The organism is Nocardia sp. NPDC051929, from assembly GCF_044548645.1.
GTDB lineage: Bacteria > Actinomycetota > Actinomycetes > Mycobacteriales > Mycobacteriaceae > Nocardia > Nocardia sichangensis.
The window spans coordinates 173,976-189,529 of record NZ_JBIUCG010000010.1 but is presented as its reverse complement, the minus strand read 5'-3'; the positions used below and the strand labels follow the sequence as shown (position 1 = coordinate 189,529).

12 protein-coding genes are annotated in these 15,554 nt (G+C 69.7%); 6 read left to right on the top strand and 6 right to left on the bottom strand.

Annotation, left to right across the window (positions count from 1 at the left end):
• Position 1: 1 nt before the first annotated feature.
• The 6 genes from ACIHAX_RS15295 to thrS form a co-directional block, all read right to left on the bottom strand.
• Complete coding sequence (locus ACIHAX_RS15295) at positions 2–619, bottom strand: TetR/AcrR family transcriptional regulator (RefSeq protein WP_355074073.1); 618 nt, start codon at positions 617–619, stop codon at positions 2–4.
• 61 nt (positions 620–680) lie between these two features.
• Entirely contained in the window at positions 681–2,189 is a 1,509-nt protein-coding gene (locus tag ACIHAX_RS15290) for an NAD(P)/FAD-dependent oxidoreductase (RefSeq protein WP_364426530.1), read from the bottom strand.
• Positions 2,186–3,043 (bottom strand): SDR family NAD(P)-dependent oxidoreductase, encoded by an 858-nt coding sequence (locus ACIHAX_RS15285; protein WP_356964416.1) that lies wholly within the window; start codon positions 3,041–3,043, stop codon positions 2,186–2,188. The genes ACIHAX_RS15290 and ACIHAX_RS15285 overlap by 4 nt, the downstream gene beginning before the upstream one ends.
• Positions 3,027–3,932 (bottom strand): alpha/beta fold hydrolase, encoded by a 906-nt coding sequence (locus ACIHAX_RS15280; RefSeq protein ID WP_397277961.1) that lies wholly within the window; start codon positions 3,930–3,932, stop codon positions 3,027–3,029. Before ACIHAX_RS15280 ends, ACIHAX_RS15285 begins: the two co-directional genes overlap by 17 nt.
• The gene (locus ACIHAX_RS15275) at positions 3,929–5,272 is read right to left on the bottom strand and encodes a cytochrome P450 (RefSeq protein WP_397277959.1); all 1,344 of its coding nucleotides are present in this window, start codon (positions 5,270–5,272) and stop codon (positions 3,929–3,931) included. Before ACIHAX_RS15275 ends, ACIHAX_RS15280 begins: the two co-directional genes overlap by 4 nt.
• Positions 5,273–5,382: 110 nt before the next feature.
• Positions 5,383–6,603, bottom strand: a complete 1,221-nt coding sequence (thrS, locus tag ACIHAX_RS15270) for a threonine--tRNA ligase (RefSeq protein ID WP_397277957.1) — start codon at positions 6,601–6,603, stop codon at positions 5,383–5,385.
• Positions 6,604–6,854: 251 nt separating this feature from the next.
• On the opposite strand from thrS, the gene ACIHAX_RS15265 reads away from it, so the two are divergent.
• From ACIHAX_RS15265 to ACIHAX_RS15240, 6 genes are all read left to right on the top strand, one after another.
• Positions 6,855–8,153, top strand: coding sequence for an ABC transporter substrate-binding protein (locus ACIHAX_RS15265; RefSeq protein WP_397277955.1), 1,299 nt, complete (start codon positions 6,855–6,857; stop codon positions 8,151–8,153).
• On the top strand, positions 8,150–9,964 hold the full coding sequence (locus tag ACIHAX_RS15260) for a hypothetical protein (RefSeq protein WP_397075768.1): 1,815 nt from the start codon (positions 8,150–8,152) through the stop codon (positions 9,962–9,964). Before ACIHAX_RS15265 ends, ACIHAX_RS15260 begins: the two co-directional genes overlap by 4 nt.
• A 31-nt stretch (positions 9,965–9,995) precedes the next feature.
• Positions 9,996–11,738, top strand: coding sequence for a tetratricopeptide repeat protein (locus tag ACIHAX_RS15255; protein WP_355074061.1), 1,743 nt, complete (start codon positions 9,996–9,998; stop codon positions 11,736–11,738).
• A 130-nt stretch (positions 11,739–11,868) separates the two neighbouring features.
• On the top strand, positions 11,869–13,023 hold the full coding sequence (locus ACIHAX_RS15250; protein ID WP_397277953.1) for a formyltransferase family protein: 1,155 nt from the start codon (positions 11,869–11,871) through the stop codon (positions 13,021–13,023).
• A gap of 201 nt (positions 13,024–13,224) precedes the next feature.
• Positions 13,225–14,166 (top strand): RNA polymerase sigma factor SigJ, encoded by a 942-nt coding sequence (gene sigJ, locus ACIHAX_RS15245; protein ID WP_397277951.1) that lies wholly within the window; start codon positions 13,225–13,227, stop codon positions 14,164–14,166.
• 81 nt (positions 14,167–14,247) lie between these two features.
• Positions 14,248–15,435 carry an NAD(P)/FAD-dependent oxidoreductase gene (locus tag ACIHAX_RS15240; RefSeq protein ID WP_397277949.1) on the top strand — a complete coding sequence of 396 codons (1,188 nt, stop codon included), beginning with the start codon at positions 14,248–14,250 and terminating at the stop codon, positions 15,433–15,435.
• The last annotated feature ends 119 nt before the right edge of the window (positions 15,436–15,554 follow it).

Genomic DNA, 15,554 nt, shown 5'->3' with positions numbered 1-15,554 from the left:
GCTAGCGGTGGGGGCCGATCAGCCCGATCGCGGATTCGACTGCCACGTCGATGATGTCCGCGATGTCGTCGCCGTCTTCCACGGTGGTGGCGATGAGTTCGCGGAAGCCGCCGAAGAGGATGGTCGCCACTTGGCGGGACGGCGGCCGTAGTCCGGCGGCCGCGAATTCGGGTGTGTCGGCGAGCTTCTGGATGAGCGCCACGAACGACTCGCCGACCTCGCGCTGCAACTGCCGCGTGTCGTCACCGAGGGCGGGAACGACACGGATCCAGCTGAGAGTGAGGGATGGCTCTTGCTGGGCGGTGCGTATCCACGCTTCGATGGCTTGGCGCACCTGGGTGCGCCAAGCCATGTGCGGGTCGACCGCGGCATCGATCCGCTGGATCATGTCCTTGTGGTGCTCGCTCAGCAGGGCGATGAAGCAGTCCTGTTTGCTGGTGAAGTGCTCGTAGAAGGTGCGGCGCGAGGTGCGGGCATAACGAACCACGTCGGCGACGGTCGAGTCCTGGTAGCCGCGTTCGCGCACGGCGGCGGCCATGGCGTCGAGCAGGCGGCGGCGGAACCCCGAATCCGTGCCGTTGTCGGCGGAGGTGCGGGGTACGGGCGCGGCGCGGGTCACGAGAATCAGGTTAGTTACTCCTTTCGGTTCGTCGCGTCCGGCCCGAGTCCGCGGCCGGATGTCAGGCCGTGGATTGCCCGGAATCGTGTGCCGATGCCATCGCCTGGTCGTCGTCGGAGGGTGAGCCGCCGCGGGTGAAGCGGATGGTGCCGTCATCGATGCGGCCGTAGCGGAGGGTGAGCACGTCGTGGGCGTAGCTCATGCCCAGCCGCCACGGAGCCCGCGAACCCGCTTTGGGGAATCGGTCGATGTCGCGCAATACGTAACCGGCCTGGAAGTCCAGCAGCGGTGTGGGTGTCACGGCGGGGTCGGGCCACGGGGTGGTCTGCCGGTAGCCGCCTGCGTCCATGTGCCGCAGCAGTCGGCAGACGAATTCGCTGACCAGATCGGCTTTCAGCGTCCAGGACGCGTTGGTGTAGCCGATGGTGAACGCGAAATTCGGCACTCCGCTGAGCATCATGCCCTTGTAGGCCATGGTGTGCTGCAGTGCGACCTCGTGTCCGTCCACCGTGAGGCGCAGGCCGCCGAGCGCGAGCAGTCGCAGCCCGGTCGCGGTCACCACCACATCGGCGTCGAGCTCGCGGCCGGATGCCAGGCGCAGCCCGGTCGCGGTGAACCGGTCGATGCGATCGGTGACCACCGTGGCGCGGCCGTCGCGGATGGCGCGGAACAGGTCGCCGTCCGGCACCAGGCACAGCCGCTGATCCCACGGCTGGTAGACGGGTTTGAAATGGGTGTCGACGTCGTAGCCTGCGGGCAGTTGCTTGACGGTCAGGTTGCGGATGAATCTGCGCATCTGCCGGGGCCGCCGTCGGCTCAGCTGGTAGATCAGTGTGCTGACCAGCACGTTCTTCCATCTGACCACGGTGTAGGCTCGTTTCGGTCCCAGGAGTGCGCGCAGCCGGTTGGCCAGGGCGTCGCGGGCGGGCACGGGCAGGATGTAGGTCGGGGAGCGTTGCAGCATCGTCACGTGCGCGGCGGTGTCGGTCAGCGCGGGTACCAGGGTGACCGCGGTGGCGCCGCTGCCGATGACGACCACCCGCTTGCCCGCGTGATCGAGGTCGGTGGGCCAGTGCTGCGGATGCACCAGCTGTCCGCGGAAGTCGCCGATGCCGGCGAACTGCGGGGTGTAGCCCTCGTCGTAGTGGTAGTAACCGCTGCACACGAGCAGGAAGTCGCAGGTGAATTCGCGGGTGCCGCCGTCGTGTTCGGCCGACACCTTCCAGCGTGACTCGGCGCTGGACCAGGATGCGTCGGTCACCCGGTGCCCGTACCGGATGAACCGGTCGATGCCGGCGTCGGCGGCCGTTTCGCGGATGTAGCGCAGGATCGCGGGACCGTCGGCGATGGCTTCGGCTTGCGTCCACGGGCGGAATCGATATCCGAGGGTGTGCATGTCGGAGTCCGAACGCACTCCGGGGTAGCGGAACAGGTCCCAGGTACCGCCGAGAGTGTCGCGTGCTTCGAGGATCGCGTAGGTGCGGTGCGGGAAGGCGGCCTGCAGGTGGTGGGCCGCGCCGATGCCGGACAGGCCCGCTCCGATGATGAGGACGTCGAGGTGTTCGCTCATGCCCGTGCTCCTTTCGGTTCCCGGGTGCGCAGGCTGCGCTCCAGCAGCGCGACCACTCCGTAGTAGTGGGTGGGTGTCACCCGTGCCAGGGCGTCGAACAGGTAGGCGTCGGGGCCGACGAGGATGCGGGACTTGCCGTGTTCCACTCCGCGGCGGATGATTTCGGCCGCCTTCTGCGGCGTGGTCAGTGCTATGGTCTCGAATTCCGCCGCCATCTGCTCGTGCGTCCGGCCCCGGCCCTCGGGGTCCTTGCGGACGCGGGCGTTGCGGGCGATGTTGGTGCTGATGCCGCCAGGGTGGACGTTCACCGCGGATACACCCGTGCCGCGCAGTTCCTGGCGCAGGGCGTCGGTGAATCCGCGGACGGCGAATTTGGCCGCGCAGTAGGCGCTTTGGTTGGGCATGCCCAGCAGCCCGAACACGCTGGAGGTGTTGACGATCACGCCGTGGTCCTGCTCGACGAGAATGGGCAGGAAGGCGCGGGTGCCGTTGACGACTCCGTCGAAGTTGATGCGCCGCAGCCATTCGTCGTCTTCGGCGACGGCGTCGAGCACCGAGGAGGAGACCGCGACACCGGCGTTGTTGAACACCGCGGCCAGCGGCGCGGACAGCCAGTCGCGGACTTCGTCGGCGAAGGCGAGCTGATCGGCCGCGTCGCGCACGTCCAGGACGCGGGTCAGCACCGGCCCGGTCAGCGACGCCGCCGTCTCCTTCAGCCCGGCCTGGTCGATATCGGCGATCGCGACGGGAGAGCCGGTGCGGGAAAGCAACTGGGCGAGGCTGCGCCCGATCCCGGAGGCCGCGCCGGTGATCATGACCGGGCGGCCGGATAACGGCCTACGGATGCGGGGCATCGATGCTCCTGCTTTCGGACGTGCGGATGTGTTCGTGGATGAGGTCGGCGAGTGTCGGCCACACCGCGGCGGGCAGGTCGTGGCCCATACCCGCGAGGGTGTGCAGGCGTGCGTGCGCGATCGCGCGAGCGGTGGCGCCGGCGCCGGTCGGGGCGACCATCCGGTCACGGTCGCCGTGCAGCACCAAGGTCGGGGCGGTGACCGCGCGCAGTTCGTGGGTCCGGTCACCGGATTTCACGATGCCCGCCAATTGCCGGCCGACGCCCGCTGCGGGCCCGGGGTCGCGATCCCAGGTGCGGGCGGCTCGCGCGCGCACGGCGGACTCGTCGAAGGGGTATCCGGCCGAGCGGATGTGCCGGTACATGCGCACGGTGCGATCGATGTGCTCGTCGCGGGTGCGTGCCGGTCGGGCGAACATCAACCGCCAGGTCGACCAGGCCGGGCGGCCGACCCGCGCGGCGCCGGTGGTGGACATGATCGAGGTCAGGGATGCGACCCGGGCGGGATGGTGGGCGGCGACGGTCTGGGCGATCATTCCGCCCATCGACATGCCGACCAGATGCGCCGAGGGCAGCTCGAGCGCGTCGAGCAATCCGACGGTGTCGGCGGCCAGATCGGCCAGCGTGTACTGCTCGCGATGCCAGCGCCGCCGCAGCATCTGCACCGGCGCCGGTGGCGGGAAATTCGCGTGCGTCGAGCGGCCGACGTCCCGGTTGTCGAAACGGACGACCTGGCAGCCGCGCGCGACCAAGAGCTCGCACAACCCGTCGGGCCACTCGTGTAACTGTTGACCCAATCCGGCGATCAACAGCAGTGGGACACCGCCGGAGCCGTGCTGCTGGTAGGCGAGGGTGACGCCGCCGCCGACTTCGGCGAACTGCTCGCTCATACCGCCGCCTCGGCGGCGCGGTCGAGCGCTCGCCCACTGGACGGCGGTGTGCGACGGCGCACCACGGCGCGGCCCTTCTCGGCCGGGACGAGCGCGACGCCGCGGAAGTGCGTGCGCTCGTCGCGGGCATCGGTGGGTTCGAGCGTGAAATCGCGCAGCAGCGTGCGCAGCACGACGTTCATCTCCATGGTGGCGAACGCGGCGCCGATGCAGCGGCGGCTGCCGCCGCCGAACGGGATCCAGCTGAATGTGCCAGGACGGACGCCGACGAACCGGTCGGGGTCGAAGGCGCGGGCGTTCGGGAAGAGTTCCTCGTTGTCGTGCATCAACCGGATGTTGGCTACGACCTTCTGGCCCTTGGGCAGGGTCCACCGGCCCAGCTGCAGGGTTTCGGCCCGGACCTGCCGGAACGTCGCGTCGATGACCGGCCGCACGCGCTGCACCTCCAGCAGCGTCGCCTCGCGCAGTTGTGATCCGCCTGCATCGGCTTCGGCGACCAAGCGGCGCAGGATATCCGGGTGCCTGCGCAGCCGCTCGATCGTCCACGACAGCGTCGTCGCCGTCGTCTCGTGTCCGGCGGTGAGCAGGGTCAGCAATTCGTCGGCGATCTCACTGTGTGACATGGCCGAGCCGTCGTCGTAGCGTGCTTGCAGCATCATCGCGAGCACGTCGTCGCGCTCCTCGATCCGCTCGCTCGCGGCGCGGTCGATGAGTTGTCCGACGATCTCGTCGTAGCGGCGGCGGTAGGCCGCGAAGCGGGCCCAGGGGCCGAACCGGCCCAGCGCCCGCTGGGGAACCGGGATCGCGGCGAGACCGGAGCCGATCAGGACGAGTCTGGGCAGCAGTCGGCGCAGTTCTTCGAAATCCGCGCCTTCGGCGCCGAAGACCGCGCGCAGGATCACGTTCAGCGTGATCCGCATCATCGAGTCCATCGTCGCGAACTCGCGGCCCGAGGGCCAGGACGCCATCTCGTGGACGGCTTCCTCTTCGATGAGCGATTCGTACACTGTCAGCCTGCGGCCGTGGAAGGGTGGGGTGAGCAGTTTGCGCTGCTTGCGGTGTTCGTTCCCGCTGAGCGCGAACAGCGAACCGGGACCGAGGAATTGACCGAGGTTGATGTCGATGTTGTCGACGAGGTCGGCGCTCGCGGTGAACAGGGCTTTGATCTCGGCGGGGTCGGCGAGTACGACGGACCGCCCGAATCGGGGCATCTGGATGGTGAAGGCCGACCCGTAACGGTCGTGCATGCGCCGCCAGGTCCGGGTGCGCCCCGTCAGGATCTGCAGGTTCTGCACGATCGGCGGGGTGGATGGCCCGTCGGGAAGTCGCACAGCGGGCATACGCCCACCTCCTCGTGTGGTACTTCGATGTACCACCCGTACGGTACGCGCACGTACCACGTTGTGGCAAGGCTCACATCATGCCGACCCGGGTTGCCGCCGCGATCCCGTCAGCAGTCGTCCCACAATGCCGCGCTGTGGGCGGCGAGCAGAGCGGCGATGCGGTCGAGCGCTTCGGCGGCGGGCAACGGGTCGAGGCGGCGGCCGTCACGCAGCCGCAACGCCACACGGTCGGCGGTGAATTCCTCCGCGCCGATGATCGCCTGATACGGCGCGAGCCGGTGCTCCCGGATGCGAGCGGCGAGGCTGCCGCGATCCGGCGGCGCGACCGCCACCCGCAGCCCGCTCTCGCGGCAACGGCGTTCGAATCGGGCGGCCGCGCAGTGCTGGGCCTCGGTCACCGGCAGCACGACCACCTGGGTCGGCGCCAGCCAGGCCGGGAACCGGCCACCGTGGCATTCGATCAGATGGGCCACGGCCCGTTCGATGCTGCCGATGATGCTGCGGTGCACCATGACCGGACGGTGCGCGACGCCGTCGGCGCCGGTGTAGCGCAGATCGAACCGCTCCGGTTGATGGAAATCGACCTGCACGGTGGACAGAGTGGCCTCCCGTCCCGCGCTGTCGCGCACCTGCACGTCGATCTTCGGGCCGTAGAACGCGGCTTCGCCGTCCACCGCGTCGTAACGCAGGCCGCGCTCGTCCAAGGCGGCGGTGAGCACGGCGGTCGACCGCTCCCACAAACCCGGAGCGGCAACGTATTTCCCGCCGCGACCGGGCAGCGACAACCGGTAGCGGGCGGCGCGGATATCCAGTGCGGCATAGGCGTCGGCGATCATCGCCAGCGCTGCGGCGACCTCGTCGGCGGCTTGATCGAGGGTGCAGAAGATATGCGCGTCGTTGAGCTGGATCCCGCGCACCCGGGTCAATCCGCCCAGCACGCCAGAGAGCTCGGAGCGATACATGCCACCCAATTCCGCTATGCGCAGGGGTAATTCGCGATAGCTGTGCGCACGGGAGCGGAACAGCAGCGCGTGATGGGGACACAGGCTCGGGCGCAGCACCACCTGCTCACCGCCGAGATCCATCGGCGGGAACATCTCGTCGCGGTAATGCTCCCAGTGTCCGGACAATTCGTAGAGTTCACGTTTGCCGAGCACCGGCGAATACACGTGGTGGTAGCTCGCGCGGCGTTCGGCGGCGCGGATGTAATCCTCGAGAGCGTGGCGCACGGCCGCGCCGTCCGGCAGCCAGAACGGCAGTCCCGCGCCGATGAGCGGGTCGGTATCGAATAGATGCAGCGCACGGCCGAGGCCGCGGTGGTCGGGCATGATGGTCTCCTCGTCGACACAGGGCGAGTGACCACGAGACGAAACCCCGGGGCACTCGCCCCGGAGCTGGAATGAACGTGGATCAGCGCGCCGGGACGAATTCCGGCGTCGTCGTCACAGCTGCGCGCTCCATGCCGGTGACGCTAGCAGAGGCGTCCGCGCCCGCGCACGAGAGTTTTCAAAGCGGCCACCGGCGCGACGGCTCTGACGCATAATCGAGTTCGACTGGCACGCAATGACATCGGGGGTCGATGGGGACGCGCAGAGCGGTGCTGCAAGCGGGAATGGTCCTCCCGCTGGCTGCCGCGTGCGCGCCGGAGGTGCTGCTGGGCGGCTCGGACGCGGTGCGCGTCGGCGTGTCCTGGAGCGGCCAGGAACTCGCCGCCTTCCACGCCGTCCTGGACGAGCTGGACCTCGGCTTCGAGGTCGAGGTCATCCCCCTCGGCGACAACACCGACACCGCGTTCACCGCAGGCGGCCGCTCCGCGCCGGACGTGGTGCTGCTTCCGCAAGCCGGGCGGGTGCGCGAACTCGCCGACGCGGGCAAACTGCGGCCCCTCGCCGAGACGGTGTGGGCCGATGAACTCGGCACCCGCTACGCCCAACCCTGGCAACTGTTGCTGCGCTACCAGAGTCGGCTCTACGGTGTGCCGTTCAAAGCCGCGGACAAATCGCTGGTGTGGTTCGACCGCCAACAGTTCGACACCCACGGCTTGGGTGAGCCGGCGGCATGGACGCTCGACGGCTGGGTCGACCGGATGGAGGTGCTCGCGCAGACGCCGACCCGCCTGCTGGCGCTGGCCGCCGCCGACGGCTGGGTGCTCACCGATTTCTTCGAGAACGTCCTGCTCGCCGAATCACCCCGCATCTACGACGAATTGGCCTCCAAGAACCACCGGGAACGGGAATGGGACAACCCGGCGGTGCGGGCCGCCTTCGGTCATCTGGGGATTCTGTGGGGACAGCGGCACGCGTTCCCTGGTGGCGTCGGCGTCGCGCTGACCAGGCAGTTCTCCGACGCCATCCGAGAGGTGTTCCAGCATCGCCGGGCCGCGGCGGTCGTGGCGCCGGACTTCGCCGAACCGATCGTGCGCAGCGCGGTCCGCGCGTCCGGGCGCGAGATCGACGACGCCGTCGGGGTGGTGGCCTTCCCGCCGGTGGACACCGCGCCGGGGCGGCCGAAGATCGTCGGCGGTGACGTGATCGTGGTGACGCGGCAGGCGACCCCGCGCGCGGACGAACTGGTCGAGAAACTGGCCGCCGCTCGCGCCCCCCTGCCGTGGATCGAGCGCTACGGCGGCTTTCTCGCCCCGAACCTGCGCACCGAGGCGGACTACTCGCCGCTGCTGGCGCCCTCGGCAGGTGAGCTCGCCGCGCGCAGCACCTTCGATCTGTCCGACCGGATCGGGCCGGTGGGCGGACGGGAAGGATTGTGGCGGGTGCTGACGGAGTTCCTCATCGCGATCGGCGATGGCGGGCAGGCACGAACGACCGAGGCCACCGACCGTGCCATCGCCGCGCTGGACGACGTCGATCGGCGGGGCCGATGACGATGCCTCCGGATTTCGACGTCAACGGTCTGCGCATCGAGCTGGCCACCCGCCGCATGCGCGGGCCGCTGGTCGCGGGCGGCAGGCCACGGCGCTGGCTGGGCTGGGTGGCCGGGCTGCCAGCGACGCTGCTGACGGTGGCGCTGCTGGTGCTACCGGCGGGATGGACCGTGCTGATCGCCGCCCGGGCCAGCCCGTTGTCGGTGCTCGCGTGCGCGGTCGCGGCGACCGGTGCGCTGCTGCCCGCCGCGCTGCGCAGGCGGCGGGGTGTGCCGTGGATCCGAATTCTGCTGTGGCCGTCGTCGATCGGTGCCACGATCGCCGGACTGTGGCTGCTGGGCGGCACGATGAACGCCGACGGTCGCGGCGCGTACCTGCGCACACTGTTGTGGGTGGCGTTCGGGATCGGGCTGCTGCTCGTGGCGCTGGCGATCGCCTGGTGGGGCCGGGCGGCGCGCTGGTTGTGGCTGCCGCTGATCGTGCCGTTCGGGGTGTCGGCGTTCGTGTCCGGGGTGGCGTTCCGGGTGATCTTCGGCAACGGCGCGCGGTGGCTGGACATCGAGGACGTCGGGCTCTACCGGTGGTGGCTGGCGGCGATGCTCGGGTCGGCGTTCCTGTGGACCTGGCTGGGTTTCCTCACCGCGCTGTTCCGCGCGGGAATCCATGCGATCGAAGCCGATCCGGCGCGCGCCGGGTACCTCTACCGCGACGACGGCAGACCGCTGGCGGTCCGGCTGTACGAGTTGCTGCGGCCGGTGCTGCTGATCGCCGGACTGGCCGTCGGCGTCGCGGCCGCGCGGGTGTTCGACGTGGTGCTGATCGGGGTGCCGGGGGCGCTCGAATACCAGGTCGACAGCGCGACCGTGCACTGGTGGCGGCTGGCCGCCGACGCCGAACCCGGCGCGGCGGCGGCCTACGCGCTGCCGCTGGCTGTACTCGTGGGCGCGGTCGCCTGGCTGCTGCAAGTGGACGTACGCCATCACCGCGCGAGTTGGTCGGCGGTGCGCGCGATCTCGGTGGCGGGACGGCGGCGCATCGGTCCGGTGCGGGCGGCGGGCATCGTGCTGGTGTCGGTGCTGGTGCTGTACCCGATCGGCGTGCTCGCCTATACCGGGTTGCGTACGCACGACGGCTTCGGCTTCTCGGCCATAGCTCTGGTGTCGGGTGACGACGGACTGTGGCGTTCGCTGCAGACCACCGCCTGGGTCGCGGGGATCGTCACGGTGGTCGTGGTCACCGCCGCCGCGCCGGTGGCCTACCGGCTGGCCGCGCTGCGACCCAACGGCACCGCCGCACGACTGGCCGTCGTAGCGCTGGTGGTGCTGGCGGTGACGCCCGCGCAGACCTACCTCGGGCCGATCGACGGTCTCGTCGACACGTACGAACTGTCCGGAACCCGCATCCCGCTGATCCTCGTGCACGCCGCCGCCGGACTGCCGATCGCCATCCTCGTGCTGCGCGGCGCGATGCTGTCCCCGCCGGGCAGCACCGCCGCGGACGCACTGCACGGTCTGGCCAGTCCGGGGACCATCGCCCAGCGCGTGCTGGCCTCCTCCGGACCCGCGCTGGGAGCGGTGGCGGTACTGGAGTTCGTGCAGGTGTGGAACGACTTCTTCATCGGCCTCGTGGTCAGCGGAGCGGGCGCGAGCCCGTGGTCGCTGCTGCTGTGGGGCGAAGCACGGCAATTCGGCGAGAACAGCGCGCAACTGGCCGCGGGATCGCTGGCGTCGGCCGTGCTGCCGGTGGCGCTGCTGCTGGTGACCTGGCGGCGCTGGGTGGTGCCGGGCCTGACCGGTGGAGTGCTGCGATGACGCGAGCCGCCGGCGGCGAGGGAGGAATCGGGTGAGCACCTCGACCGAGCACACCGAACCGGTCGGGCAGACCGCCACACCCAGATCCTCGATCTGGATCGGGTTCCTCGGCACCGCGTCGCTGGTCGCCTACACGGTGTTGTTCGAACTGGTGCGCACCCTGGTGGTGAATTCGTTCGGCGAGAACGCCGTCGTGCAGTTCTTCAACGGGCCGCTGCGCTGGTTGTCGGTGCTGTTCATCGCCGCGGCGGCGACCTACGCGCTGTACCGGTTCGCACGCGGGTATCGCACCAAGATGCGCACCGCCCGCGACATGGACCTCATCGCCGGTCTCATCGAGCCGGGCCCCGCGCTCGCGGACCGGAGGCCGCGGGAAGCCGCGCCGCCGCGACGGACGGTCGCGGCGCTCGACGGGCATCTCATCGCCGCGGTCCTGCGGGACCTGCCGGTGCACGACTATGAAACCGTCGCGCTGCTGGCGGTGCTCAACGCCATTCGGGACACGCCGGGACGGTTGCCGCTGGCACGGGAACCCTCGGCCCGCACCGCGGCGAGACTGCTGGACGGTCTGCACCGCCGCGGAATTCTCGCCGGGCACGGTGCCCAGCGGTGGTGCGTGCGACAAGTGCCCAGGCTGCCGGATCGAGCGACGGTCACCGCCGGACCGCAGTGGGCCGCGGCGCTCACCGCGCTGCTGCACCACTACGCCGACCGCGCGGGGCGCTGGGCCATCGCGCTGGAGTCACGGCGCTTCGCGGTGGGCGCTCGCCGCTGGTTCGAAACCGAGGAACCGTACCTGCGCGCCCTGGTGGACGCGTGCGCGGCTCGAGTGAATCCACCGGATTCTCCGGATCCACCGGCTCGAGGCGTGGATTATCCTCCGGCGGCCGTCGCGCACCTGGTCGACATCGGCAACGCGTTGGACGTGTGGTACGCGCGTATCGGCCTGGGGGAGAACGGGCGCGGAGTGGCCGACGATCTGTGCTCGCTTCCCGAAACCGACGAGCTGAACCGCGATCTGCTGTTGTTGCGGGCGGGACGGCTCACCGAGCGGCCGCGCGGCTACCGGCCGCGGCGATTGTCGACGAGCTTGGCCGCCCGCTGGGAGCATCAGGCGGCGCTGCGGGAGCTGGACGCCGGCTCGCCGGTGCTGGACAAGGTGGCCGAGCAGCTGGAGACCGCGTGGTGGCTGCTGCCGCGTGACGACGTCGCCGGTGAGGTGTGCGCCCTGATCAATCTCGCCGTCGTGCACATCCGGCAAGGACGCCTCGACGCCGCGCAGGATCGTCTCGAACTCGCCGAGTCCCTCACCCGCGCCGGCCTCGATCCCGACGGACGCGCGCAGACCCACGAGACCATGGGCACGATGTGGTGGGCCCGCGGCGAACCCCGCCGAGCCCTGCGCTGCTGGCAGCTCGCCCTGACCGCCTACCGCGCCCTCGACGACGACCTCGGCATCGGCCGCTGCCTGCAACACCTCGGCTCCGCGATCGTCGTCGACCCCGACCACGCCACCCTGTTGCTCCCCACCGACCCACCCCTTACCCGCACCGAAGCCCTCCGCCAAGCCACCGGATGGCTCGCCGAAGCCCGGCGCAGGCATCCCACCGCCCGCCACGTCGAACACTATGCGGCACGCGCACATTCGCAACTGCGCGCCGATCGCGGCTTCCGCGACCTCCTGCGATCCCGCCGCCGCACCCCGCAGGCTCGGATCGATCAGTGGCCCGCATCCGTCGAAGATCACGCCCACCGGCCGCAAGACCTTCGCTGACCTGCCTGTGGCCCGGCCGTTCGAGTTCGCAACCCGCAGCAGAGAAGCGAACCCGGCCGCTGCGCCCTCCGCGACGCCCAGCGTCGATCACACCGACCATGGCGAATTCGCTGTGCCAGACTACGAAGCCGTGCCGGAACTTCGCGTCGCGGTGATCGCCTCCCACAACGGATCCAATCTGCGTGCGCTGCACCGAGCTTCCCTTGTGGCGGACGCACGGTTCCGGATCGTGCTCGTCATCAGCAACAACAGCGACTCCGGTGCGCTGCGCTACGCCCGCGACAACGCGATTCCCGCCCGCCACCTGTCCGGACGCACCCACGACGACCCCGACGAAGCCATCCGCGCCGCGCTCGTCGAGCACTCGGCCGACTGGGTGGTCACCGCCGGATACCTGAAGAAGATCGGGCCGCGCACCAGAGCGGAGTTCTCCGGACGGATCATCAACGTCCACCCCGCACTGCTGCCCCGACACGGCGGCCCCGGTATGTACGGCGGGCACGTGCATCAAGCCGTCCTCGACGCCGGAGATCCCGTCAGCGGCGTATCCGTCCACCTCGTCTCGGACGAATACGACACCGGACAGATCATCGCCCAGGTAGAGGTACCGGTCCAGCCGGGTGACACCGTCGAGACACTCGGCGCGCGGGTGCTGCACGCCGAACACACGTTGCTTCCCGATGTGGTGCGACGAATCGCTACCCGGCACACTGCCCGCTCCACTCTCGTCCTGGTCCGTCACGCTGAGCCGTTCACCCCTCGCGCGGGAGGGCCGGGCGACTACGAGCGGTCACTGACCGCGGCAGGCGAACAACAAGCCGAGCTGCTGGTCACCGACCTGGCAGCCCTGTCGCCCACCGTGATCTTCTCCAGCCCCTACCTCCGCGCAGTCCGAACCATCCAACCGCTCGCACGTCGCACCGGCTTGCCCATCGAAACCGACCACGATCTGCGCGAGTGGGAGTCCGGGATCGGCCCGACACCCGACTATGCGCGCTACTACTGTGAAAGCTGGGCCGAGCCGTCGCTCGCCAGGCCCGGTGGCGAGAGCCTGCGACAGTTGTCCGACCGGGCCGCGGCGATCCTGACGACGCTGGCGCACCGGCACCGCGGCCGGACCGTCGTCGTGGGCAGCCACGGGACGTTCATCTCCCGGGCGCTGATCGCGTTCGGTCGCGGCGAGGTCGACTGGGCATTCAGCCGCGCCATGCCGATGCCCGCGGTCTACCGGCTGGACTTCGAGGACGAACGCGTTCAGTCCACCGGTCCTGGCCTGCGACCGTGACTCGACCGAACAATATTGTGCCGGCGGCACTGTGCATGTCGAAGCCGGATACGCCCCCGAGCGTTGTGCTGAAGCATGAGCTGCTTGTCGGCGAGTGCGAGTTCCCGGTCGCGGCCGGCACGTGCGCGACGCCTCCGAGCAAGCTGGTTGGGGACCGCTACCGCTGGACACGACCGGTGCGCATGGCCGACCATGACCGACATGTTGCTCACGCGCGAGGCCGATCTGTTCGAACGCTCCAGGGGTCGCCTGGAAGCGATCGCCTACCGCTTGCTGGGCTCGGCCGGCGACGCCGAGGACGCGGTGCAGGAGACGTATCTGCGCTGGCAGGCCGCCGACCGCGAATACGTGGAGACGCCCGAGGCGTGGCTGACCAAGGTGCTCACCAATCTCTGCCTCAACCAGCTCACCTCCGCCCGTGCGCGCCGGGAAACCTATGTGGGGCAATGGCTTCCGGAGCCGCTGCTGGCCGGCGCCCCGATGCTGGGCCCGGCCGACACCGTCGAACAACGCGAATCGGTGTCGATCGCCATGCTCACGCTCATGGAACGGCTCACCGCCAAGGAACGCGTGGTGTATGTACTGCGCGAGGCGTTCGGCTACTCGCACCACGAGATCGCCGACCTGCTCGACATCACCGAATCCAATTGCCAGCAGGTCTATCGCCGCGCCAAACAGCACTTGGCCGTGGAACGGGCGCGTATCGAGGTGGACGAGACCGCCGCGCGCCGGATCGTGGAGGAATTCCTGGCCGCGGCGGTCAGCGGCCGAACCGACGAGCTGGTGCGGTTACTCACCGATGACGCCGCCATCATCGGTGACGGCGGCGCCTTCTTCGCCACCTTGAACAGGCCGCTCGTCGGCGCCGAGCGCATCGCGATGTTCGTGCGGCTGGCCATCAAACCTACGGGTGCCAAGTGGGACAAGCTCGGCGGCAAGCCCACACCCTTCGCCGCGATCGTCAATGGCAGGCCCGCGCTGATCCTGGTGGCCGAGGATCGCATCGTCGGCGTCGTGGTGCTGGAGGTGACCGCCGACGGCATCGCCGCCATGCACGCCCACGTCAACCCCGACAAGCTGGCATTCGCCAATCGCCAGTGGGCCACCTACGCGCCGGGAGAACCCCTGCCCGATTTATGGTGACCCACATCACACCCTGCTCCTGTCAGCATTCGTGCGGCTGTCCGGTTCAAGCTCCGAACCCACCGAGACAGGAGCAACACCATGAAGCACCGCATCGTCGTCCTCGGAGCCGGGTACGCCGGAGCCACCGCAGCCGGCCGCCTGGCCAAGCGACTGCACCGCGACGACGTCGAGATCATCCTGGTCAACGCCGATCCCGACTTCGTCGAACGGGTGCGCCTGCACCAGCTCGCCGCCGGGCAGGACCTGCCGGTTCGTCCACTGCGGAAGATGTTCGCGGGCACCGGCGTCCAGGTGCGCATCGCATGGGTCGATTCGGTCGACGCCGACCGCAAGACCGTCGAACTGATCGGCGATCAGGGGGCCGAGACCCTCGCCTACGACACACTCGTCTACGCCCTTGGCAGCACCGTCGCCGATTTCGGCGTGCCCGGCGTTGTCGAACACGCCCACCAGGTGGCGAGCAAGCAGGCGGCGCTGCGGCTGCGGGAACGTCTGAGCCGGCTGCGGGCGGGCGAGACCGTGCTGATCGTAGGTGGTGGCCTGACCAGTATCGAGGTCGCCACCGAGATCGCCGAGGCGCGCCCGGATCTGAAGGTCGCGATGGCCGCGCGCGGCGGCGTCGGCGACTGGCTCGACGAGAAGGCGCAGAGCCACCTGCGCGGCGCGTTCGAACGCTTCGGTATCACCGTCCACGAGCACGCCGACGTCATAAGGGTCACCGAAGATGGCGTGGTCACCCGATCGGGAGCGCAGATCCCTTCGCAAATGACCGTCTGGACAGCGGGATTCGCCGTGCACCCGATCGCGGCCGCCAGCACTCTGACCGTCTCCGAGACCGGGCGGATCGTCGTCGACGCTACCCAGCGCTCGGTCTCGCACCCGGATGTATACGCCGTCGGCGATGCCGCGCACGCCGCGGGAGTGGGTGGCAGGACGTTGCGCATGGGCTGCGCCACCGCCTCCCCGATGGCCTGGCTGGGCGCCGATGCCATTGCCGCTCGGCTGACCGGACGTGAGATTCCCGATGCCCCCATCGGCTACAACAGCCAGTGCATCAGCCTCGGCCGCCGCGATGCCATCGTGCAGAAGGTGACCAAGGAGGATCAGCCGACCTCCAAGGTCGACGTGGGCCGCAAGGCCGCCCGCGTGAAGGAGTTGATCTGCTCGCTCGCGGCCTGGTCCGTGAAGCACCCGACCCTACTGGCGCCGAGGCGGCGTCGCCGGGTCGTCGCGACCGGCGCAGGGGCTCCGGTCGCGACCGTCTGAGCGCGCGGGCGCGGAACCGGTGCAGGTCCGCCCCGGCCGGACAGGCTGGGGCGGACCACCCGGTTCCGCGGGATTTCCGGATGCGTCGGCTGCGTGGCACGGTCGGCGGCTACATTCAC